The sequence below is a fragment of the Escherichia fergusonii ATCC 35469 genome (assembly GCF_000026225.1).
GTDB classification, from domain to species: domain Bacteria; phylum Pseudomonadota; class Gammaproteobacteria; order Enterobacterales; family Enterobacteriaceae; genus Escherichia; species Escherichia fergusonii.
In genome coordinates this window covers 4,382,567-4,404,376 of the sequence record NC_011740.1, presented here as the reverse complement: position 1 = coordinate 4,404,376, position 21,810 = coordinate 4,382,567, and the positions used below count along the sequence as shown (strand labels likewise).

Annotated in this window: 17 protein-coding genes; 3 read left to right on the top strand and 14 right to left on the bottom strand. The window is 49.9% G+C overall.

Features of this window, described 5'->3' with window-relative positions; genetic code table 11:
* Positions 1-206 precede the first annotated feature (206 nt).
* Positions 207-2,165, bottom strand: coding sequence for an acetate--CoA ligase (acs, locus tag EFER_RS21440; protein ID WP_000078255.1), 1,959 nt, complete (start codon positions 2,163-2,165; stop codon positions 207-209).
* A gap of 651 nt (positions 2,166-2,816) precedes the next feature.
* Here acs and gltP point away from each other — a divergent pair.
* Entirely contained in the window at positions 2,817-4,127 is a 1,311-nt protein-coding gene (gene gltP / locus EFER_RS21435; protein WP_002431724.1) for a glutamate/aspartate:proton symporter GltP, read from the top strand.
* Between the two features lie 73 nt (positions 4,128-4,200).
* Here the strand turns inward: gltP and yjcO are convergent, their stop codons facing one another.
* From yjcO to EFER_RS21365, 13 genes are all read right to left on the bottom strand, one after another.
* Positions 4,201-4,890 carry a Sel1 family TPR-like repeat protein YjcO gene (gene yjcO, locus EFER_RS21430; protein WP_015953947.1) on the bottom strand — a complete coding sequence of 230 codons (690 nt, stop codon included), beginning with the start codon at positions 4,888-4,890 and terminating at the stop codon, positions 4,201-4,203.
* 90 nt (positions 4,891-4,980) lie between these two features.
* Positions 4,981-7,128 carry a formate dehydrogenase H subunit alpha, selenocysteine-containing gene (locus EFER_RS21425; RefSeq protein ID WP_015953946.1) on the bottom strand — a complete coding sequence of 716 codons (2,148 nt, stop codon included), beginning with the start codon at positions 7,126-7,128 and terminating at the stop codon, positions 4,981-4,983.
* 197 nt (positions 7,129-7,325) lie between these two features.
* Positions 7,326-8,786 carry an MdtP family multidrug efflux transporter outer membrane subunit gene (locus EFER_RS21415; RefSeq protein ID WP_024256575.1) on the bottom strand — a complete coding sequence of 487 codons (1,461 nt, stop codon included), beginning with the start codon at positions 8,784-8,786 and terminating at the stop codon, positions 7,326-7,328.
* Positions 8,780-10,786 (bottom strand): multidrug efflux transporter permease subunit MdtO, encoded by a 2,007-nt coding sequence (gene mdtO / locus EFER_RS21410; protein WP_001275245.1) that lies wholly within the window; start codon positions 10,784-10,786, stop codon positions 8,780-8,782. The genes EFER_RS21415 and mdtO overlap by 7 nt, the downstream gene beginning before the upstream one ends.
* Complete coding sequence (mdtN, locus tag EFER_RS21405) at positions 10,786-11,817, bottom strand: multidrug transporter subunit MdtN (RefSeq protein ID WP_000446399.1); 1,032 nt, start codon at positions 11,815-11,817, stop codon at positions 10,786-10,788. Before mdtN ends, mdtO begins: the two co-directional genes overlap by 1 nt.
* Before the next feature lie 20 nt (positions 11,818-11,837).
* The gene (locus EFER_RS21400) at positions 11,838-12,113 is read right to left on the bottom strand and encodes a YtcA family lipoprotein (RefSeq protein ID WP_024256574.1); all 276 of its coding nucleotides are present in this window, start codon (positions 12,111-12,113) and stop codon (positions 11,838-11,840) included.
* Between the two features lie 206 nt (positions 12,114-12,319).
* Entirely contained in the window at positions 12,320-14,311 is a 1,992-nt protein-coding gene (locus EFER_RS21395; RefSeq protein ID WP_001066041.1) for an alkyl/aryl-sulfatase, read from the bottom strand.
* Positions 14,312-14,550: 239 nt separating this feature from the next.
* Positions 14,551-15,465, bottom strand: a complete 915-nt coding sequence (gene alsK, locus EFER_RS21390; protein ID WP_001118914.1) for an allose kinase — start codon at positions 15,463-15,465, stop codon at positions 14,551-14,553.
* Positions 15,458-16,144 carry a D-allulose 6-phosphate 3-epimerase gene (gene alsE, locus EFER_RS21385; protein WP_000684965.1) on the bottom strand — a complete coding sequence of 229 codons (687 nt, stop codon included), beginning with the start codon at positions 16,142-16,144 and terminating at the stop codon, positions 15,458-15,460. The genes alsK and alsE overlap by 8 nt, the downstream gene beginning before the upstream one ends.
* Before the next feature lie 10 nt (positions 16,145-16,154).
* Positions 16,155-17,135 carry a D-allose ABC transporter permease gene (gene alsC / locus EFER_RS21380; protein ID WP_000513252.1) on the bottom strand — a complete coding sequence of 327 codons (981 nt, stop codon included), beginning with the start codon at positions 17,133-17,135 and terminating at the stop codon, positions 16,155-16,157.
* Positions 17,114-18,646, bottom strand: coding sequence for a D-allose ABC transporter ATP-binding protein AlsA (alsA, locus tag EFER_RS21375; RefSeq protein ID WP_000258618.1), 1,533 nt, complete (start codon positions 18,644-18,646; stop codon positions 17,114-17,116). The genes alsC and alsA overlap by 22 nt, the downstream gene beginning before the upstream one ends.
* Before the next feature lie 60 nt (positions 18,647-18,706).
* Complete coding sequence (gene alsB, locus EFER_RS21370; RefSeq protein WP_001046183.1) at positions 18,707-19,642, bottom strand: D-allose transporter substrate-binding protein; 936 nt, start codon at positions 19,640-19,642, stop codon at positions 18,707-18,709.
* 56 nt (positions 19,643-19,698) lie between these two features.
* A complete protein-coding gene (locus EFER_RS21365; RefSeq protein WP_000083220.1) occupies positions 19,699-20,589 on the bottom strand; it encodes a MurR/RpiR family transcriptional regulator in 891 nt (296 codons plus the stop codon).
* 360 nt (positions 20,590-20,949) lie between these two features.
* Here EFER_RS21365 and rpiB point away from each other — a divergent pair, with 360 nt between their 5' ends.
* Together rpiB and yjdP are read left to right on the top strand one after the other, a co-directional pair.
* Entirely contained in the window at positions 20,950-21,399 is a 450-nt protein-coding gene (gene rpiB / locus EFER_RS21360) for a bifunctional allose-6-phosphate isomerase/ribose-5-phosphate isomerase RpiB (protein WP_000716786.1), read from the top strand.
* Positions 21,400-21,466: 67 nt separating this feature from the next.
* A complete protein-coding gene (yjdP, locus tag EFER_RS21355) occupies positions 21,467-21,796 on the top strand; it encodes a DDRRRQL repeat protein YjdP (RefSeq protein WP_000847205.1) in 330 nt (109 codons plus the stop codon).
* The last annotated feature ends 14 nt before the right edge of the window (positions 21,797-21,810 follow it).

Genomic DNA, 21,810 nt, shown 5'->3' with positions numbered 1-21,810 from the left:
CCCCGTCGTCTTTCACGCCGCAGGTTCGTCAGCCGCACTCGCCTCCCCCAGTCACATAGTTTTCTATGCTCCTGGGGAGATGCTCGCTTGCTTCCTGCCTGCAACGCGAAATACTTAGGAGAATTTTTATATTTGCCCTTTCCCACTATAAAGAAAGGGGCGTGTAGACCGGATAAGGTGTTTACGCCACATCCGGCAATGGTGGGTTACGATGGCATCGCGATAGCCTGCTTCTCTTCAAGCAGCTTCTCGACTACGCCAGGATCGGCAAGTGTCGAGGTATCGCCCAGGTTGCTGGTATCGCCCGCCGCAATTTTGCGCAGAATACGGCGCATAATTTTGCCGGAGCGGGTTTTAGGCAGGGAGTCGGTCCAGTGCAGCACGTCTGGCGTTGCCAGCGGGCCAATCTCTTTACGCACCCAGTTGCGGACTTCTGCGTACAGTTCTGGTGACGGTTCCTCCCCGTGATTAAGCGTGACGTAGGCGTAGATCGCCTGACCTTTAATATTGTGCGGAATACCGACGACAGCGGCTTCGGCAATTTTCGGATGTGCCACCAGCGCCGACTCAATCTCCGCTGTTCCCAGACGGTGACCCGAGACGTTCAGCACGTCGTCCACACGCCCGGTGATCCAGTAATAGCCATCTTCATCACGACGCGCGCCGTCGCCGCTGAAATACATATTTTTGAAGGTGGAGAAGTAGGTCTGTTCAAAACGCTCGTGATCGCCAAACAATGTACGCGCCTGACCCGGCCAGGAGTCGGTGATCACCAGGCTGCCTTCGGTAGCCCCTTCCAGCGCGTTACCTTCGTTATCGACCAGCGCCGGTTGCACGCCGAAGAACGGACGCGTCGCCGAACCGGCTTTTAGCTCGGTAGCGCCAGGCAGTGGCGTGATCATGAAACCGCCAGTTTCGGTCTGCCACCATGTATCGACCACCGGACATTTCTCGTTGCCGATCTTCTTCCAGTACCACTCCCACGCTTCCGGGTTGATTGGCTCGCCTACGGAACCGAGAATGCGCAGCGACGAACGGTCAGTGCCTTCGATCGCTTTATCGCCTTCTGCCATCAGCGCGCGAATCGCCGTGGGCGCGGTATAGAGAATATTGACCTGATGCTTATCCACCACCTGGGCCATACGGGCAGGCGTCGGCCAGTTCGGTACGCCTTCAAACATCAGCGTGGTCGCGCCGCATGCCAGCGGGCCGTACAGCAAATAACTGTGCCCGGTAACCCAGCCCACATCGGCGGTGCACCAGTAGATATCGCCCGGATGATAATCAAAGACATATTTAAAAGTCAGCGCCGCGTACACCAGATAACCGCCGGTAGTGTGCAGCACGCCTTTCGGCTTCCCGGTAGAACCGGAAGTGTAGAGAATAAACAGCGGATCTTCAGCGTTCATCTCTTGCGCCTGGTGCTGATCGCTCGCTTGCTCAATCAGGTCGTGCCACCACAGATCGCGCCCTTCCTGCCAGTCAATTTTTCCGCCAGTACGCTTCAGTACCACCACATGCTCAACGCTAGTGACATTCGGATTTTTCAGAGCGTCATCGACGTTTTTCTTCAGCGGAATACTGCGCCCGGCGCGCACACCTTCGTCAGAAGTGATCACCAACCGTGAGTTAGAATCGATAATGCGTCCGGCAACGGCTTCCGGCGAGAAGCCGCCGAAAATTACCGAATGCACCGCGCCAATGCGGGCGCAGGCCAGCATCGCGACCGCGGCTTCCGGCACCATTGGCATATAAATCGCCACTACATCACCTTTTTTAATGCCCAGCTCGAGCAGGGTATTGGCGAAGCGGCAAACATCGCGATGCAGCTCTTTATAGCTGATATGTTTGCTCTGGCTGGCGTCGTCGCCTTCCCAGATGATGGCGGTGCGATCGCCGTTTTCTTGCAGATGGCGGTCAAGGCAGTTCGCCGCCAGATTCAGCGTGCCGTCCTCGTACCATTTAATGGACACATTACCCGGGGCAAAGGAGGTGTTTTTCACCTTCTGGTAAGGTTTGATCCAGTCGAGAATTTTTCCCTGTTCGCCCCAGAAGGTATCTGGTGCGTTAATAGATTGTTGATACATCGCCTCGTACTGCTGAGGGGTTATCAGGCAACGGTCTGCGATGTTGGCAGGAATGGTGTGTTTGTGAATTTGACTCATGCTTTTGTTCTCCTTGTAGGATGTTAATAATATGTGGCATAAGCGTTAAATGTAGGGGTATTGGCAGTTTTGTTTAGTATTTGGGCGACAGATCACGCAAAAGTAGAATTGTGCAAATAAACGGCAGGGTAATTTTTGAAGGTCACCAACAAAATTTTAATAAGCCATTGAGTTACATGTGCTTATCAATACAAAAGGACGGAGTGAGCCCGAACCAGGAACCAAAACAAATGCCCACAAGCGAACATTCTTTTTGTTGCAACTGAAGAGTATGAGTCAGTCGGAGACAGTTATTAACTCTGCCAATGTGATGAACACGTTACAAAACAGCCAATTATTATTTGTCTGAAAATTAGGCAGTTAACCACTGCCGACAAAATGATGCCGACAAGTAATTATTTAAATAGCAACAAATAAAAATCTTTCTATAACAGAAAGTTATTCATCATTATCGGTATTAAACTGGTGAATTATGCAAACAACCAGTTAAAAGCCCTGTTCTTAAACACTTGCGCAAGATGCCATGCAGATGATACTGATTATAAGCGTCAAAAAATCTTAATACGCACGCAACACAATCCATACCCTGCAGTTTATAACGTTCTTGCGTTTTTGAACGGGGAACGGCGTTCCACTGAGGAAGTCAATCGTATGAAAAATATAAAAATCAGCCTGGCCTGGCAGATCCTTATTGCTATGGTGCTGGGCATTCTCCTGGGAAGTTACCTGCATTATCACAGTGATAGCCGTGACTGGTTAGTCGTCAATTTTCTCTCTCCGGCAGGCGATATCTTTATTCATCTGATCAAAATGATCGTTGTACCCATTGTGATCTCGACACTGATTGTCGGTATCGCCGGTGTGGGTGATGCTAAGCAACTGGGGCGTATTGGCGCGAAAACCATTATCTATTTCGAGGTGATCACCACTGTCGCCATCATTCTGGGGATCACCCTGGCGAACGTCTTCCAGCCCGGTGCAGGGGTGGATATGTCACAGCTGGCGACCGTCGATATCTCGAAATATCAGAGCACTACAGAAGCGGTACAGAGCAGTTCCCACGGTATTATGGGCACGATTTTGTCTCTGGTGCCGACGAATATTGTGGCGTCGATGGCGAAAGGCGAAATGTTACCGATCATCTTCTTCTCGGTACTGTTTGGTCTGGGGCTTTCCTCCCTGCCCGCAACGCATCGTGAACCGCTGGTGACCGTGTTCCGCTCCATTTCTGAAACCATGTTTAAAGTGACTCACATGGTGATGCGTTACGCGCCGGTAGGTGTGTTTGCGTTGATTGCGGTGACGGTGGCTAACTTTGGTTTCTCTTCACTGTGGCCACTGGCGAAACTGGTGCTGCTGGTGCATTTCGCCATTCTGTTCTTCGCGCTGGTAGTACTGGGAATTGTGGCGCGCCTGTGCGGGTTAAGTGTCTGGATCCTGATTCGTATTCTGAAAGATGAGCTGATTCTGGCGTACTCCACTGCCAGCTCTGAAAGCGTGCTGCCGCGAATTATTGAGAAGATGGAAGCCTACGGTGCACCGGCGTCGATCACCAGTTTCGTGGTTCCGACCGGTTATTCCTTTAACCTTGACGGTTCAACGCTATATCAAAGTATTGCCGCTATTTTTATCGCCCAGCTGTACGGCATTGACCTGTCAATCTGGCAGGAGATCGTTCTGGTACTGACGCTGATGGTAACGTCAAAAGGGATTGCTGGCGTGCCTGGCGTATCGTTTGTGGTATTGCTGGCGACGTTGGGAAGCGTAGGGATCCCGCTGGAAGGTCTGGCGTTTATTGCCGGGGTTGACCGTATCCTCGACATGGCACGTACGGCACTGAATGTGGTGGGTAACGCCCTGGCGGTGCTGGTGATTGCCAAGTGGGAACACAAATTTGACCGTAAGAAAGCGCTGGCTTATGAGCGTGAAGTGCTGGGCAAATTTGATAAAACTGCGCAATAGTCTGATTTAGCGTGATTTTTTCAGGTCGGATAAGGCGTTAACGCCGTATCCGACCTCGTGCTGAATGCGCCGTTTAACCGTTAGTTAATTTTTCGAACTCTTCGCACCCGGTATCAAACCCTTCCATACAGCTCAGATTTAACCAGTGCAGCGCCTTCTGTTTATTCTTCTCGATAAAACCTTCTTCACCGTTTAAGAACATCATTCCCGCCCAATATTCTGAATAACCGGTGCGTGAAATGGCAGAACTGCGCTTGAAATACCAGGTCGCTTTTTCGTCATCGGCGGGAATGCCCACGCCGTTCGCATAAATAAGCCCTAACAGCATCTGAGCATCAACGGCAGAGTCGTTTTCCAAATCCTCAGAGGCATTTTCGAGTAATGAAATAGCTTTCGGATAGTCAGGTTTACCTGCCTGGGTATTTACCAGAATATGCGCCAGCGTGACTTCGCCTTCTTTACTCCCTGCCTGAGCAGCTTTTTCAGCCAGAATTTTTGCTTGTGGATAATCCAGACTTACCGGATTGGTGATTTTGATTTGTGCCAGTAAAGCACAGGCATCAGCATCACCATTATCAGCTGCTTTTTGCGCCCAGTATTCCGCCTTGCTGAGATTGCCGGAACTAAGCCAGCTATCAGCAAGAAAATACTGTGCTCGTCTGTCACCGGCTTCTGCCGCTTGCAGATATTGGCTTCCGGGCTGCGGTTCGTCGGCATGGGCAAAGAATGTTAGTAAAAACATCAATGCAAATAATCGTTTCATTTTCATTTTTATGTAGGGTAAGGAGTAGACAGTATAAATAGAATGCATGGAAAAAAAACAGCCTCCGGCTGGAGGCTGTTGTGGAGGGATTTACGCCAGTGCGCTTTCGCGTAGGCGGGTTTTCAGCTTGTTGTACTCGTCAATCACATATTGCTCGGCGGCACGCTGATCAGCAATTGGCTCGACACGTACGGCGCAATATTTGTACTCCGGCGTTTTCGTAATCGGGCTTAAGTTCTCAGTGACCAGCTCGTTACAGGCACCGATCCACCACTGGTAGGTCATGTAAATCGCCCCTTTGTTCGGACGATCACTCACCTGAGCACGGGTGATGACTTTGCCTTTACGCGAGTGTACCCAAATCAGCGCTTCATCTTCGATACCCAGACGTTTTGCATCTTCGGTATTGATTTGCGCATAACCAGGTTCATCCGCCAGCGCCGCCAGCGCCGCACAGTTACCGGTCATCGAGCGGCAAGAGTAGTGTCCAACTTCACGCACCGTTGAGAGCACCATCGGATACTCGTCGGTAAGTTTGTCGATTGGTGCTACCCAGTCGCAAGTAAAGAACTGTGCTTTACCGTTCGGGGTATCAAACTTCTCTTTAAACAGATAAGAAGTCCCCTGATCGGCATCTGATGTGTCGCGGCAAGGCCACTGAATGAAGCCCAATTCGCCCATTTTTTCGTAAGTCGCACCATAGAAATCCGGGCACAGATGACGCAACTCATCCCAGATCTCCTGGGTGTTGTTGTAGTGCATCGGATAACCCATCCGGGTGGCGATTTCACTGATAATTTGCCAGTCCGTTTTCAGATCCCATTTCGGTTCAACGGCTTTGAAGAAACGCTGGAAGCCACGATCAGCCGCAGTAAACACGCCTTCATGCTCGCCCCACGACGTTGACGGTAAAATGACATCCGCCGCCGACGCGGTTTTGGTCATAAAGATGTCCTGAACGATGACCAGTTCCAGATCTTCAAAAGCTTTACGTACTGCCGACAGTTCCGCATCCGTTTGCAGCGGATCCTCGCCCATAATGTACGCGGCGCGCACTTCGCCATGCGCTGCGCGATGCGGTAGCTCGCTGATGCGATAACCGGTATGTGCAGGCAGGCTCTCTACGCCCCAGGCTTTGGCGAATTTCTCGCGGTTAGCCGGATCTTTCACGTACTGGTAGCCAGGGTAAGTATCTGGCAGTGCGCCCATATCGCAGGCCCCCTGCACGTTGTTTTGACCACGAACTGGGTTTACCCCCGCATGCGGCTTACCGAGGTTACCGGTCAGCATCGCGAGGCTGGTCAGAGAACGTACGGTTTCCACGCCCTGATAGAACTGGGTAACACCCATGCCCCACAGAATGGCTGCGCTTTCCGCCTGGGCATACATCCGCGCTGCCTGACGAATCTCACTGGCGCTAACGCCGGTGATATCTTCAACCGACTCCGGCGTGTAGCCTTCAACGATTTTACGATACTCTTCAAAGCCTTCTGTACGAGAAGCGACGAACGCTTTGTCGTACAGATTTTCTTCAATAATGACATGGCCCATCGCATTCAGAAGCGCGATATTTGAGCCGTTTTTCAGTGCGATATGCATGTCAGCAATGCGCGCAGTTTCGATTTTACGCGGATCACAGACGATGATTTTCGCCCCGTTACGTTTAGCGTTAATCACATGATTCGCCACGATGGGGTGGGAATCTGCCGGGTTATACCCGAAAACAAACACTAAATCGGTATTATCAATTTCGTTAATGGCGTTGCTCATTGCGCCGTTACCGACCGACTGGTGCAGACCTGCAACCGATGGGCCGTGTCAGACGCGAGCGCAGCAGTCAACGTTATTGGTACCAATAACGGCGCGCGCAAATTTTTGCATTACATAGTTGGTTTCGTTACCCGTACCACGCGAAGACCCGGTGGTCTGGATGGCATCCGGGCCATACTTCTCTTTAATGGCACTCAGACGCTCAGCAACGTAATTCAGCGCTTCATCCCAGGAAACAGGTTCGAGTTTGCCGCCACGCTGGCGACGGATCATGGGGGTTTTCAGGCGCGGAGTCAGGATCTGGGTATCATTAATGAAATCCCAGCCGTAATACCCCTTCAGGCACAGGGTTCCCTGGTTGGTTTTCCCCTGCGCCGCCTCAGCCCGGACGATTTTGCCGTTATCGACCACCAGATTGATTTTGCAACCTGATGCGCAATAAGGGCAAACCGTGACGACTTTTTTCATCGGTCTTGCTCCAGTTAATCAAATCGCGCATACGCGCTGTCGCCTTGAGTATGCATCTTCTATGCCACATTTTATTTGTGGGTTTACCCTGATATTACGGGTGAATTGTGGTCAAAACCCTGACGAAAAACAGGCTGTCGTCAGTTTTGACGTGACGAAGTGAGATACCGCGCGACATTCACCGCGCGGTGTGAGAATTACTTACTGGCAGGTATTGCCTGATAGCCACCACCAAGCGACTTGATCAGTTGGATACTTTGCACAACACGTTGTGAATCCAGCATCAGCAATGACATCTCTTCAGCTAACACCGGAAGCTGCGATTCCGTTGCCTGCAAACGGCTGCTTAGCCCTTGCTTCCAGGCCGCTGTTGCAGCCTTCTGGGTATAACGGATGGCTTCTACGCGCTCAGCTTGTATTTCTCGCTGATTATTCAGCGTTTGTAGACGCGTACCGTTTATCGCCACATCACGAACGGCATTGAGTACCGACTGGTTATAGCGTTCAATCATCATATTACTGGTCGCCCGCGTTCCTTCGAGGTTGGCATTCAGTCGCCCACCATCAAACAACGGTAATTTCAGACCAGGAATGACGTTAAACTGCCTGCTGGTGTTTTTGAATAAGCTGTCGAGATGAATAGCATCCAGCCCGAAGAATGCTTTGATATCAAAGCTTGGATAGAACAACGCCCGCGCGGCGTCCACCTGATTTAAAGATGCCTGAACGTACCAGCGCATCGCTTGCAGATCCGGGCGCCGGGCGAGTAGTTCGTAAGAAAGTGATGACGGAATACCGGTATTTACCAAAGGAAGCGCAACAGGTTTGATCTCTGGCAAATCGCTGGCACCAGCCCCCATCAACGCACGCAGGGATTCACGTGTTTCACGGAGTTGCCCTTTTACTGCCGCGATTTGTTTTTCTACCGCGAGGATTTGCGCCCTTGCGCCGTGGTAAGGCACTTTAGCTTCCAGACCACTGGCGACTTTGCTTTGGTGCGCTTTTACTGCGTAATCAATCACATCGCGTGTTTTCTCCAGCAAATCCAACATCTGGTAGCTGGCCTGCATACTGTAGTAAAGCTGTGCCACACCCGTGGTAAGTGATAACTCCACCGCCGAAGACTCGGCCAGCGCGGCATTTTGTGCGCCAATGGCGGCCTCGACCGATGAACGGTGAGCGCCCCACAGATCCAGATCCATCCCGGCAAATACGCCAACGGTGGCTTCGGTATAATACGGCCCGTCCATACCAAGATGCGGTGCATCCATCGCATAGGGGCTTAAAAAACCATTCGCCGAGACACGCTGGCGATTCAACATTCCCAGCGCAGCAACTTGCAATTGTGAACCAGCTTCCAGTAAATCCGCCTGCGATTGCGCCTTCTCAACGCGTAATTTGGCTTCTGCAAGCGTGTGCGATCCCTGCAAAGTACGCTCGATAAGGGCGTTAAGCTGCGGATCGTTAAATTGTCGCCACCACTGCGCTTGTGGCCAACCGGCGCTTGCCAGGTGAATGTCATCGGCAAGTTTAATCTGCTCGGGGGCTAACTGCTGATGCGGCGCAGAATCTTTGCGTACCAGGGCACAGCCAGAAAGCAGCGTCGCGCCGCCTAACAGACCACAGAGAATTAAGCGGGAAAGATGACGGCTCATGATGGTGTAGCTCCTTGCACGTGTTGCGTGGCAGGCGTAAGCGTTGGGGAAGTCCAGTCAGGTAGACTGGCGATTAACTGCATGACGCGCTGCTCCTGTTGATTTAATTCACTCATGTCAAGCGTGGGGGAAAGGCTGGTATGTTGTGGCAATCCTGCGGCGTAAAATTCCAGCGCTCCGGCAAGTTGATTCACGCGCTCAGGGGTAAGCGAGTTAATCCCGGTATTATCCCAGGTGTGAATAATTTCCCGACCAAGGGTAATGACACTCTTCGCGCGCTGCAGGAGAGCTTCCCGTTCTGCTCCTGCAAGCTGACGCTCAAGCGCGACGCGTTCATACATCTCTTCACTGGCGTTGAACGCTGCATGTAAGCCAATCCGCAATTGCAGATAAGTTCGTTCCATGGCGGCTTCCGGCTGGCGTGGAATACGCAGCAGTTTGCTGAGCATCGCCATTGCTCCGGCCAGTTTTTGTGGTAAAGCGCGTGCTTCACTTTCCGGCCAGACAAAAGTGTAAATGACTGCTGAAACTGCCGTTCCGATCAAAATACCGATAGCACGATCGCGGATCTCCACGAGGTCATACGCCGGGCCAAAGACGTTTTCCAGCGTGGCGAGGGCAAAAGTGACGACCATCTGGGTGCCGATATAAGACGAACGCTCTGAACTGGTTGCCAGCCTTGCGCCAATCCAGAAAATGGGGGCCAGCACGCACAGTAACTCGACAATATTGTCCAGCCACGGCATCACAAAAATAGTGACCACCAGCGCCAGAATCGCCCCACAGAATGCGCCACCAAAACGTAATGCCATTTTCTGATATGACGAGCCAATATTGGGGTTAGCGACAATCACGCAGGTCAGCATACAGGTGTGAATACCTTCCCAATCGACACCGGAATAAAAGGTGTAGCAAATCAAACATGCCAGCAATGTTTTCAGGGCATAACGCAAATAATCAGGATTGGTAAATGCATCCGCGACCATTGATGGCGGTTTTGCTGCTGGTGTGGGGGGTGTCGCTGGGTCCATATGCCCCAGTTGCAGCAACATCTGACAATGGCTGAACAAACCACATTGATGAGCAAGCGTAAGTTCATCTTCCCGAAGCTGCCAGTTGCTTTGCCAGGTTTCACCTGCGCAAATGGCTTGTTGCAGCGACTGCACTTCACTGATCAGCTTCTGACGTAAAACAGTCATTTCCGGGGATTCCGGGAAGGCACGGACATCGTAACGATTCAGGCTGGTATAGAGATAAGTGACCGTAGCAACACAGTTCTGCCACCAGGCGCTTTTCTTACGCCACTCCGCGTCATCGGCTAGACAGAAGACGTTCAGCTTTTGCAGCGCCAGCGCTTCCCGTTCAATATATTTTTCTGCTAACGGTGAAACCTCGTTGGTGAGATGACGTAACGCATCATCCAGACGCTCGCTTAGCGCTTTATGCATCTGATTTACTGCCCGGCTGGGAAACCACAACACACCGATTAACGTCATCAGCAAGGTCGGGTAAAGCCCAACCACGATGCACCACAGCGTCAGACGTACAACAATTTCCGGCACATCGATCATCGCCGGGAAGGTTTGCCCGTAAATAGCGACAATTGCCACAGCAAAAAAGACCAACCCCAGCCGATGGGTACGCATCATAAACATGCAGCCCATCAATATCGGCCCGGCAATCACCAGACGCATCAGCGGGTAGCCGTAAGACCATTTATAGATCAAAAACAGGCTACCCATTTCCAGCACCGTAGCAACCACAAACAGGATCGCCACAAATTTGGTATAGAAGGCATTTGTCTGCACACCATAAAACAGAACAGCCAGTGAGATCGCCATAAACGGGATCTCAAACGTCATGGAGATCAGCACAACCAGCAGACAGCCAGCCCATAGCTGGAAGGTTTGTGCCATACGCCCCGGTCGCTGTTCGTTTAACTCCTCATGAAGAAAAGCCAACAGCCGAACCATTGGTAGCGGAAGGTAGTTGAGCGCGCTCATTATTGTGGCTCAAGGTTAGCAACCGCCGAAGCACCTATACGGAACATCTCAGGGTCAGGGTTATCTACCATGATTTTTACCGGGAAACGCTGGGCAACACGTACCCAGTTGATTGAGCGAGATACACGTGGTAGCCCACCTAATACCATGCCGCCATCGTCTGGTAATACGCCATAACCAATGGAATCGACTTTGCCTTCAAAGGTTTTACCGCTGTCACTCATCAGGCGAACTGTCGCGGGTGTTCCGGCGCGGATATTATTCAGCTCTGTTTCACGGAAGTTAGCGATGACATACCAGTGGCGGGTGTCGATCAGTGTGAAAATCGGCCGCATCGCCGAAGCAAACTGCCCGACAGATGTTTTCAGCGACACCACGCGTCCATCAAAAGGCGCACGAACGGTAGCCATCTCCAGATGCAACTTTGTCAGTGCAATATCGGCGAGAACGGCCTCACGTTGGGCGACCAGCGCATCCACGCCTCCCACACCACTGACCGCAGATTGTGCCTGTAGTAACAGTGCTGCATAGTCAACCTGTGCTGAGCGATGGGCCGTTCTGGCGCGATCCACATCTTCATCTGATACATAGCCCTCTGCCAACAGAGACTCGGTACGTTGAAAGGTTTTACTGGTCTGATGAACAATCGCCAGGGCTTTCTCCACCGATGTCTTCACTGCCGCGGCTCCGAGTTGCTGGGCTTCAACGCTACGCTGGGTGAGCATAATTTGTTTATCCAGCGCGGTCAGCGACGCCTGGGCTTTTGCGAGGCTTGCTTCATAGGGGCGCGGATCAATACGAAATAGAAGATCGCCCTGTTTCACCAGTTGGTTATCTTTGACCGCAAGTTCCACAATGCGGCCACTGACTTCTGGCACCACATCAACGGTATCCGCAGATGCGTAAGCGTCGTTAGTTGCCGGGGCGCTATCGACACGCCAGATCACATAAACAAGAGCAACGACTGCCGCAACGGTCAGGATCAACGCGGGTAATTTATTGCGCGTAGCGTTTTTTGGCGTACTTTCCATGAGCGCATCTCAAAAATAAGTTAGAAAAAAACCAGCCAGAACAGCGTGGAGTAGAGGGCAAACAGCGCGGTGTAAACCAGCCCGGCACATGACAGGTTGTTATAAGTGCGCAGTATGATTTGCCGCGTAATAAGGGTAAGAACGACGCCTGCAATCAGGCAGAAAAGCCAGCCAGGATAGTAAGCACCGATGACGGGAATTGCAGGAGATAACTTACAACCGGTTAATAATATTGCTGGTATGAGCAGAAACAATTTTTTTAACTGCGTTCCTAAAATGGATTTAATTCTTTGCATCATAAAAACATCCCGTTTACGGCGAATAATATCCCTGGTCAATATGAATAGCGAAACCGGAGCACAGTATGGCGATTTTTTAATACCTGCGAAATGGCTTTAATCTTTTACCGCATTCAGAACTTATTCATTAACATTATTGTTTTGTGAAAACTATTTATTGAAAAAATCGCTTCCGGGGGTCACCCCCGGAAGCTATACGCTAATTAATTTGGTGTAACGATATTTACCCACAACTCAAATTGATCGAGGCTGGTAAAAATTTCATCCAGCTTCGCCGCTTTACCAATCACTTTCACTTTCTTCGCTTTGATCAGATCGGCCATTTTTGCCTGCCCGGTCAAGACCTGATGCAGATCCGCTCGGCTGATATAGAACGAAGCATCGGCGTTTGGTTGCAGGGTTTGTCGGTAGTTCAGCACGCTGTTATTAAGCGTAAGGTTCAGGTTATCGCCATTATCCATATTGAAGTTCAGATTGACGCTCTTACCTTCGGCTTTCTCGCTATTGAGAAGCACGGCCATATAATCGAACAGCATCTCTACCGACATTCCTTTCAAGGTATCTGGAGAGTAGGTGGTGCCGTGAGCGAATTTATGGACGCCTTCACGCAGCTCTTTCGCTCCGGTCAGGTAGAAGCCACGCCAGGTGGCTGATTCCGCCTGATAACCAAGTTGCTCAAAGGTATTAGCCTGCAGATTTTTCGCTACCTGATCACCCGGATTCGCAGCGATCACTTGCTTGAGCAGCTCTGCCGCCCAGCGGTAATCGCCCTGTTTATAGGCTTCCTGCGCCAGGTTAATGGCCCGGGCAGAACCCCCCAGCGCTTTCACATAGCGTTGCCCCATATCCACCTGACCATATGGATTGAGATTCGCCGGGTTACCGTCGTAGTAGCCCAGATAGAAGTTATACACCGCACGGGCATTATGGCTGACAGAACCGTAATAACCACGGCTGGCCCAGTTATTTGCCAGTGACGGTGGTAACTTGAGCATGTTGCCAATTTCATTCATGGTGTAGCCCTGGTTGGCTAAATGCAGAGTCTGGTCATGAATGTATTTGATGGTGTCGCGGTATTTACTTACATAATCATTGATATGTTTATTACCCCAGACCGGCCAGGTATGCGGCATAAACAAGACTTCTGCTTCATTACCCCACATATCCAGGGTCTGATTAAGGTATTCCGTCCACTTACTGGTATCACGGGTTTTAGCGCCACGCAAAGTGTAGAAGTTATGCAGCGTATGGGTGGCGTTCTCTGCGGTACACAGCGCTTTCAGTGCCGGAATATAGAGATGCATTTCTGACGGCGCTTCACTGCCTGGTGCCATCAGGAAATCAAACTCCAGACCGTCGATAATCCGTTTTTCACCGGTTTTCGTTATGGTGATTGTTGGTGCAATAATTGAAGGATCACCCGTTACCAGCGTTACACCAAGACCATTGCCAATAGTACCTTCGGGGTTACGTGGTAGTAACAGGCCATAGGAGTAAAGTGCGCGACGGCTCATGATATTACCGGCCATCACGTTTTCGCTAATCGCTTCATCCATAAAGCCTGCCGGAGCGATGATCTGCACTTTCCCGGCTTTAACATCGTCTTCTGAAACCAGGCCTTTAACACCACCATAATGGTCGGTATGACTATGGGTATAAATCACCGCCACAATAGGTTTCTGTGGGCGATGCTGTAAGTAGAGATCAAATGCCGCTTTAGCGGCCGGGGGCGTAACAAGCGGGTCGATCACGATGATGCCCGTATCCCCTTCAATGAAGGTAATGTTGGAAATATCCTGACCACGAACCTGATACATCTTGTCGGTGACTTTAAACAGACCAGATATGCCGTTTAACTGCGACTGGCGCCACAAACTTGGGTTAACGGTTTCCGGTGCTGGCGCATTGAGATCAAATTTAAAATCTTCGCCACGGTAGTACACTTTGCCATCTGGTGTGCGCAAAATCCCCTGATCGAGCAATGGCGCGATAAACCCGCGTTGTGCATCATCAAAATCCTGACGATCATTGAACGGCAGCGAGTTTGTGTAATTCTGGTTAATTTGTTGAGTATATTGAGACGCCTTGTGCGTCGATTCGCTGGCACTGGCACTGACACTGTTGATTAGCAGCCCACCAGTGGCGGTAAGCGCAATAAAAACCCTGCTCAAACGGAATAACCGGGAGTTATTCATCTTAATCTCCATTTAATTATTTATGGCATCAATATTTAAAGCGGCAAAATGAAAAATATCCTCGCCTTATAATAAAGGCGAGAATGTCATTTTGAGAAAATGAAGTGTGAGCTGAGTGGATAATTTAGTTAGGTATTAGTGCGAACTTTTCCCGCAATAGCAAATAGATTTGCGTGGATAATGTATATATGTAATTCATATGAAAATTATATATTCAGCACCACTGAGTCCTGTAAATATCATTGCTTCGCAAAGAAACGTCCGCTTGCCAGTGTCGCGGCCCCTTGCGCACCATTAAATGCCGAAGACGATGCCGGAATAAAACAGACTTCCTGATACGGTAACGGGCGGCGCAAATAACACTTAATTTTGTCAATCAATGCTTCTCGCGGAAACGCTACCATATCCATTACACCGCCACCGAGAATCACCACATCGGGATCAAACAAATTTACGCTGGAAGCAATTGCGCGAGCGGCGTGATCGAGCAGCGACTGCACAAACAACTCATCACTGGCATGGACAAACAACTCGCTCAAGGTGTAGTTACGAGGTTGTTGTTCATACCACCGTTTTAATGCCAGCCCCGAACAGACTGTCTCAAGGCAGCCAGAGTTGCCACAGCCACAGTGTTGAGTCATATCACCTTGCGGTATGTGCCCTAATTCTCCTGCAACACCATGCGCCCCGGTCCATGGCGCACCATTCATCCAGATGGCAAATCCCATTCCGGTTCCCAGATAGGCTCCCAGGACCAGTTGATCGACCAGATGATTTTCCTGCACATCCCAGGAGAGTTGCAGGTTTACATCACGGGAAAATGCTAACGGGCATTTCAGTGAAGCTTGCAGGTTATCAGCCAGGCCATGTAGCTCCCCGGCCGACAATGGCAAGTTGGGAGTCGAAATAATGCTGCGTTGATCTTTGCCAACCAGTGCCGGTAAACCCATGATTAGCCCACAACAGGTCACATCGTAATGCACGAACTGTTGATGCAGCATAGCAGCGATTCCGCTGGCGACATCGGGGACCAATACATCTGCGGTACGGCGCTTTTCGCAATGCACAATCTCCCCCGCAGCCGTTTGCAGGCAAAAGCGGATATGAGTCGCCCCCATATCCACGCCCGCCACCACGCTACGCTGTTTAGCCATAACTCTGCACTCCTTTACGGGCATTGAGGATCTGCGTGGTCATTACCTGCCAGGCATCAGTAATATTATCTGCATGATTAAACAGCCCGGATGTGCCAACGATAAACACGTCCGCACCTGCCGCTATCAGTCGGTCATAAGTAGCCTGATTACAAGAGCCATCCACTTCGATTTCATAATGCAAACCTTCACGCTCGCGCCATGCTTTTAGTTCAGCAATTTTATTCAGCATCTCAGGAATAAATGGCTGCCCGGCGAAGCCCGGATCAACAGTCATCACCGTAATTTTATCGGCCTTATGGATGTAGTATTTCATGGCCTCAACCGGCGTTTCAGGGTTAAGGATCAGCCCGACCTTCATTCCCAGGCGACGGATTTCATCAATTAAGCGAAACGCCTGACCATTAATGGTTTCCGGGTGCAGCGTGATGAAATTAGCCCCAGCCTGCGCCAGCTGGCTGATGTAATCCTGCGGTCGAGTCACCATCAGGTGGCAATCCAGCGGTTTACTCGCCAGTTTTTTCACCTGGCTGACAAAAAACGGTGACAAAGTCAGGTTTGGTACAAAATGACCATCCATTATGTCGATGTGAAAATAATCTGCGTGACTGTCTATAAACTCGATCTGTTCTTTAAATTTCAGCAGATCCATACACATTAATGAGGGAGCGATTTTCATGTTCTATTCCTTACTTACTGATAAGACGGTCGAGGGCGACAGCCGCGATAATTAATCCACCCATCACCACCAGCTGGTAGTAGGTTTGTACTTGCAGAATATTGAGACCGTTATTGATAGTGCCGATAATTAACCCGCCAATAACCACCGAGAAAATGCGCCCTTTGCCACCGAAGAAACTGGTCCCGCCAATGATGGCACTGGCAATGGCGTAGGTTTCGAATCCCATACCGGCGAGAGGTTCTGCCGCGCCCAGACGCGCCGTGGAAACCACGCCCGCCAGTCCAGCACAAACACCAGAGATGATGAACACCACCAAAGTGTGAAACTTCACATCGATCCCGGAATAGAACGCCGAGTTTTTATTGCCGCCGAGGGCATAAATGTTGCGCCCAAGCCGCATCCGGGTAGTGAGAAACCAGAGGACCAACGCAATCAGCAGAGAGAAGATCACCGGAATAGGGATCCCAAGTGGGCTTGCGGCGAAGAAGTTAACGAAATCAAAGGAGAAGCCATACACCGAGTTGGCATCAGAAATCACCAGGGTGATGCCACGAAAAATGGCGTTTGTGCCAAGAGTGATAATAAACGGATGGAGACCTGTCCAGTTGACCAGGCAACCGTTGATAGCCCCCAAAGCGCCACCTACCAGCACACCACCAATCAGTGCTGCGATGATCGGATCAATCCCCGCCAGCATCAGTTTGGCCGTCACCATACCGGAGAGCGCCAGAATCGCGCCGACAGAAAGGTCAATACCTGCTACCAGAATGGCAAAGAACTCGCCCATACCAATCAATACGGTAACGGAGCTTTGAACAAAGATCTGACTAATGTTGTTCGTCGTTAAAAAATACTCCGGCGACAAAGAACCGAAGATGGCGACGATGATAGCGAGGATAAAAAACGTGCCGTACTTATCCCAGAACAGCGCGAAGTTGAACGGTTTTTTCTCCGCGACCTCGCCTTTTACTCTTGTGGTAATGCCCATGCCATAATCTCCTCTTCGCTCAGGTCATCGCAGTTGGTCAGGATTTGCGTCAGTCGCCCCTCGCAGAACACAGCGATGCGGTCACAGACGGCGAGAATTTCAGGAAGCTCAGATGACACCATCAGGATGACTTTTCCGTCGTCCGCCAGTTGGCGCATCACTTTGTAGATTTCGGCTTTCGCGCCGACGTCGATACCACGGGTAGGTTCATCGAAAATGATCACTTCCGGGTGACAACACAACCATTTAGAAATCAATACTTTTTGCTGATTACCGCCAGAAAGTTCGCCGATATTCTGGTTGACGGTATGGCATTTCAGCGCCAGTAATTCCCGCTGCGCCTCAGCAATTTGCTGCTCCTCATGGTCATGAAACAGCCCCATTGCGCCTTTAAGACCACCCTTTTTCAGGCTGCGGCTAATCGCCATATTCTGGGCAATCGAGAAATTGGGGAAAAAACCGTTATCGCGCCGACTTTCGGTTATGTAAGCCATCCCTTTTTTCACCGCATCCAGTGGCGAACGTGGTGAGATAGCTGCACCATTCAGGCGGATTTCGCCGCTGGCACGTTTATCCACACCGAACAGGCAGTTCATCAACTCCGTCCGGCCAGATCCTACCAACCCGGCAAAGCCGAGAATTTCACCGCGACTGACCGAGAAAGAGATATCGCGGACTTTTTTGCGGTCGTGACTGGTAACATTTCGCACTTCAAACACGGTCTCCCGCGCCACATTTCCGGTGCTTTCTTTCATGGCGCTAAAGCGGTTTTGCAACTCACGTCCAACCATTAGCCGCACAATGTCGTCATTAGAGACATCACTCACCATGCCACTGCATACGCTGCTGCCATCTTTCATTACTGTGTAGCGATCACAGATACGGCGAATCTCTGCCAGCTTATGAGAGATATAAACAATGGCTGTGCCCTCTTTACGCAGCTGGTTCATGATCAAAAACAGGTAATCCACCTCTTTATTGGTCAATGACGACGTAGGTTCATCCATGATGATCACTTTGGCATCGAGCATCAGTGTCTTGGCGATCTCCAGCATCTGTTTATGGCTGATTGATAAATTCGCCACTTTTTCATCTAAATCGACTTTTAATCCCACTCGTAGCAACATCATTGCCGCCCGAATACGCATTTCTTTCCAGTCGATAATATCGACACCACAGACTTTCTTTGTCAGATGGCGACCAATATATAAATTCTCCAGTACCGTTAATTCATCAATAACGCTTAACTCTTGATAAATAATCCCGATGCCAAGTTGTGCCGCTAATTTATGGTCCAGTTTGTCATAGGTCGTATTATTGATAGTGATCGTGCCTTTACTCGGTGGATGTATTCCCGACAGCACTTTCATTAAAGTTGATTTCCCTGCGCCATTTTCACCTAATAACGCATGTATTTCGTGAGGATAAACAGTTAAATCAACCGATTTTAATGCGTGAACCGGACCAAAGGATTTGCCGATCCCCGCCATGGATATATATGGCGTGACCATAAATAATTTCCTTTTTAATGGCCCCCTTCCATAACGCTACAGAAGGGGGTTTATGACAACTTATTTGGTCACAAGGATAGAATCTACCAGTTTAAATTGTGGTGCTTTATCCAGGGCAATCACTTTGCCTGACTTCGCAGCATCAACCATCAGCTTCAAACCGCTGGCACCGATATCTGCCGGATTCTGCGCGACGGTCGCGGTCATCTGACCCGCCTCAACCATTTTACGCGCTTCCGGGATACCGTCGGTGCCTACCACCAGAACTTTCCCCACTTTGCCCGCATTTGCGACAGCCTGGGCGACGCCCATTGCCATAGTATCGTTGGCGCAATAAATTGCTTTGATATTTGGGTTACGCTGCAACACGTTAGTGGCAACGTCCAGCGCTTTGATACGATCCCAGTCGGCAGGTTGACTGGCGACGAGCTTGATCTGCGTGGCCTTTTTGAAAGCATCGGTCGCACCATTACGCCGTGCCTCACCAGAAGCATTACCGGCTTTGCCTTCGATAATGGCTACTTCGCCACCTTCAGCGCCCAGTTTGCCGATAATAAATTCCGCGCCTTTCGCCCCAACAGCGACGTTATCAGTGGTGACAAACGCTTCAACATTACCCCCCGCTTTTTTCAGGTTATCCATATCAATCTTTTCATCGAGATTGACCAGATAAATGCCTTTTTTCCATGCCCGGGCGACGGGCATTACCAGGTTAACCGAGGAGAGTGGCGCAAAGGCAATCCCTTTATAATTTTTATTACTGAGATCTTCGAACAGCTGTAACTGCGATTGAAAATCGCCTTCTGAAGGAGAAGCAAAAATATCTACGCTCACCCCCAGTGTTTTGGCTTCCTCTTCAATACCTTTTTTCATATCCACCCAAAATGGATTAGATAATGTTTTTAATACGACGGCGTATTCGGCCGCAGCAAATGCACTGGTTGATAACATTAAGCCCACAGCAGCGCCGCTGAAATATTTCAGATATTTATTCATAATAATGTTCTCAGTGTAGGGTTGAGTGGTAATCCCGCGATTGCGGGATTACTTTTTTACTTCAGCGCACCTGGTGAAAAGAAATCAACAATTGCGCCCGTTTTTTGCATATTTTTATTGGCCTGTTCAATATTAAGCTGGGCAACAGAAACAAAAAAAGCATCCAGCAAAGTAAGTTGTAAAATGCGGGCAGAGGCGTTTCTACCTAATAACGGTGTTTCAGGTGCCGGGGAGCAAATAATATAATCAGCCAACTTCGCTATCGGAGAATGATAGCTATGAGTGATACAAATAATTTTTGCCCCATTCTTTTTCGCCAGTTCTACAGCCGCCTTCACATCACTGGTTCGCCCTGAGTGGGTCACTACCAGCACCACATCGCCTTCTTGTAACAACGAAGCGGACATCATCATGATGTGAGCATCAGGATAGGCCTGACAGCGCACACCAATACGTAAAAACTTGTGCTGAATATCCGCACAAATAGCGTTTGAACCGCCAGCGCCATAGAGATCGCGTTGTTTTGCCTGATAAAAGAAACGCGCGGCCCGGTGAATCTCATCGACATTGACAATCGACTGGCCTTCCATAATGGTGCGTAACGTGATGTTGAACACCTTGTTCACGACATCCTGTGGCGCTTCATCAAAAGCCAGTTCACTGGGAAGTACCTGCTCGGACTGAGAAAAATAATCTTCCAGCGCACTACGCAAGTTACGAAAGCCGCTAAACCCTAATAATTTTGAGACCTTTACGATCATCGCCTCGGAGACGGCTAATGCTTCCGCAACATCTTTTATCGCTGGAGCACTACTAAGATTGCCTGGTTTCAGCAACCACTCCACGATCCGACTTTCGTTTTCTGTCATGCCTTCCTGCTTCATTCGCAGGTAGGGGGCAAGCCCGATTCCCTCAGGAAGCCCTGAATCAAACTCTGACTGGCTCATCGCGTTCTCTTGTCCATGAAATAAAGACGCCACTATAACACCACAGCAAAAACAGAAAAGATGCTGACAACTTCACAAAACCGCTAAATTCATAAAGTTTGTTATTTTGTGAATTAAACAACATATCATCAATCCAATTAACAAACATAATCTATATAAATCAATTACATATATATTTTTATTGCTAAACAACTTTACAGCAACGCTTAATCTAAAAGTAGTAAGACTATTGCGCAGTGATTGCTTTGGGAGTAGAAAAATAATTCTTTTTAGAGTGACTGTAGATTTATTGCACATATAGAGCCATAAATATCACAACTTATGTAAATCCGTGAAGTTTGCGGTCTTCAGGAGCAGAAAATGAAAAAGATTGCCTTCGGCTGCGATCATGTGGGTTTTATCCTTAAAGAGGAGATCCTTACGCATTTAGCCCAACGCGGAATCGAGGTACTCGATAAAGGTACGTGGTCTGGTGAGCGTACTGATTATCCACGTTACGCCAGTGCAGTTGCTCAAGCGGTGGTGGCGGGGGAAGCAGATGGCGGCATTTTGATTTGCGGGACTGGCGTGGGGATCTCAATTACTGCAAACAAATTTGCTGGTATTCGGGCGGTTGTTTGTAGCGAACCGTACTCTGCGCAGTTGTCGCGGCAACATAACGATACCAACGTGCTGGCATTTGGCTCGCGAGTCGTGGGCCTGGAGCTGGCAAAGATGATCGTCGATGCCTGGTTGGATGCAAAATTTGAAGGTGGGCGCCATCTGGCACGGGTCGAGGCAATAAAAGCAATTGAAATGCGGGATGATTGAGATTACTCCGCTACTGCTTTTATTCACACTTTTATAACGTAAGCCTGTCTGATACTGAGGCTGGCTTATGAAAACTTTTCCCCAACTTTGTTTATTTGCTTTGCTGTCACTAAGTACGCTGCCGGTACGGGCCGATATCATTGATGACACTATCGGCAATATTCAGCAGGCGATTAGTGATGCTTATAACCCTGACAGTGATCGCAATTACGATGACTCGCGCGATGAGAGCTGGCAACGGCAAGTCAGTGATGACCGTCGGCGGCAGTATGAAGACAGACAGCGTCAGTTTGAAGATCGCCGTCGCCAACTGGAAGATCGCCAGCGTCAGCTTGATCAGGAACGCCGCCAGTTAGACGATGAAGAGCGACGAATGGAGGAGGAATACTCGCGTTAGGCTGAAAGTAATGG

Excerpts from the sequence above, each read along its gene's own strand:
- acs (WP_000078255.1), bottom strand. The coding sequence starts at position 2,165 with ATGAGTCAAATTCACAAACACACCATTCCTGCCAACATCGCAGACCGT.
- gltP (WP_002431724.1), top strand. The coding sequence starts at position 2,817 with ATGAAAAATATAAAAATCAGCCTGGCCTGGCAGATCCTTATTGCTATG.
- yjcO (WP_015953947.1), bottom strand. The coding sequence starts at position 4,890 with ATGAAACGATTATTTGCATTGATGTTTTTACTAACATTCTTTGCCCAT.
- mdtO (WP_001275245.1), bottom strand. The coding sequence starts at position 10,786 with ATGAGCGCGCTCAACTACCTTCCGCTACCAATGGTTCGGCTGTTGGCT.
- mdtN (WP_000446399.1), bottom strand. The coding sequence starts at position 11,817 with ATGGAAAGTACGCCAAAAAACGCTACGCGCAATAAATTACCCGCGTTG.
- EFER_RS21400 (WP_024256574.1), bottom strand. The coding sequence starts at position 12,113 with ATGCAAAGAATTAAATCCATTTTAGGAACGCAGTTAAAAAAATTGTTT.
- EFER_RS21395 (WP_001066041.1), bottom strand. The coding sequence starts at position 14,311 with ATGAATAACTCCCGGTTATTCCGTTTGAGCAGGGTTTTTATTGCGCTT.
- alsK (WP_001118914.1), bottom strand. The coding sequence starts at position 15,465 with ATGGCTAAACAGCGTAGCGTGGTGGCGGGCGTGGATATGGGGGCGACT.
- alsE (WP_000684965.1), bottom strand. The coding sequence starts at position 16,144 with ATGAAAATCGCTCCCTCATTAATGTGTATGGATCTGCTGAAATTTAAA.
- alsC (WP_000513252.1), bottom strand. The coding sequence starts at position 17,135 with ATGGGCATTACCACAAGAGTAAAAGGCGAGGTCGCGGAGAAAAAACCG.
- alsA (WP_000258618.1), bottom strand. The coding sequence starts at position 18,646 with ATGGTCACGCCATATATATCCATGGCGGGGATCGGCAAATCCTTTGGT.
- alsB (WP_001046183.1), bottom strand. The coding sequence starts at position 19,642 with ATGAATAAATATCTGAAATATTTCAGCGGCGCTGCTGTGGGCTTAATG.
- EFER_RS21365 (WP_000083220.1), bottom strand. The coding sequence starts at position 20,589 with ATGAGCCAGTCAGAGTTTGATTCAGGGCTTCCTGAGGGAATCGGGCTT.
- rpiB (WP_000716786.1), top strand. The coding sequence starts at position 20,950 with ATGAAAAAGATTGCCTTCGGCTGCGATCATGTGGGTTTTATCCTTAAA.
- yjdP (WP_000847205.1), top strand. The coding sequence starts at position 21,467 with ATGAAAACTTTTCCCCAACTTTGTTTATTTGCTTTGCTGTCACTAAGT.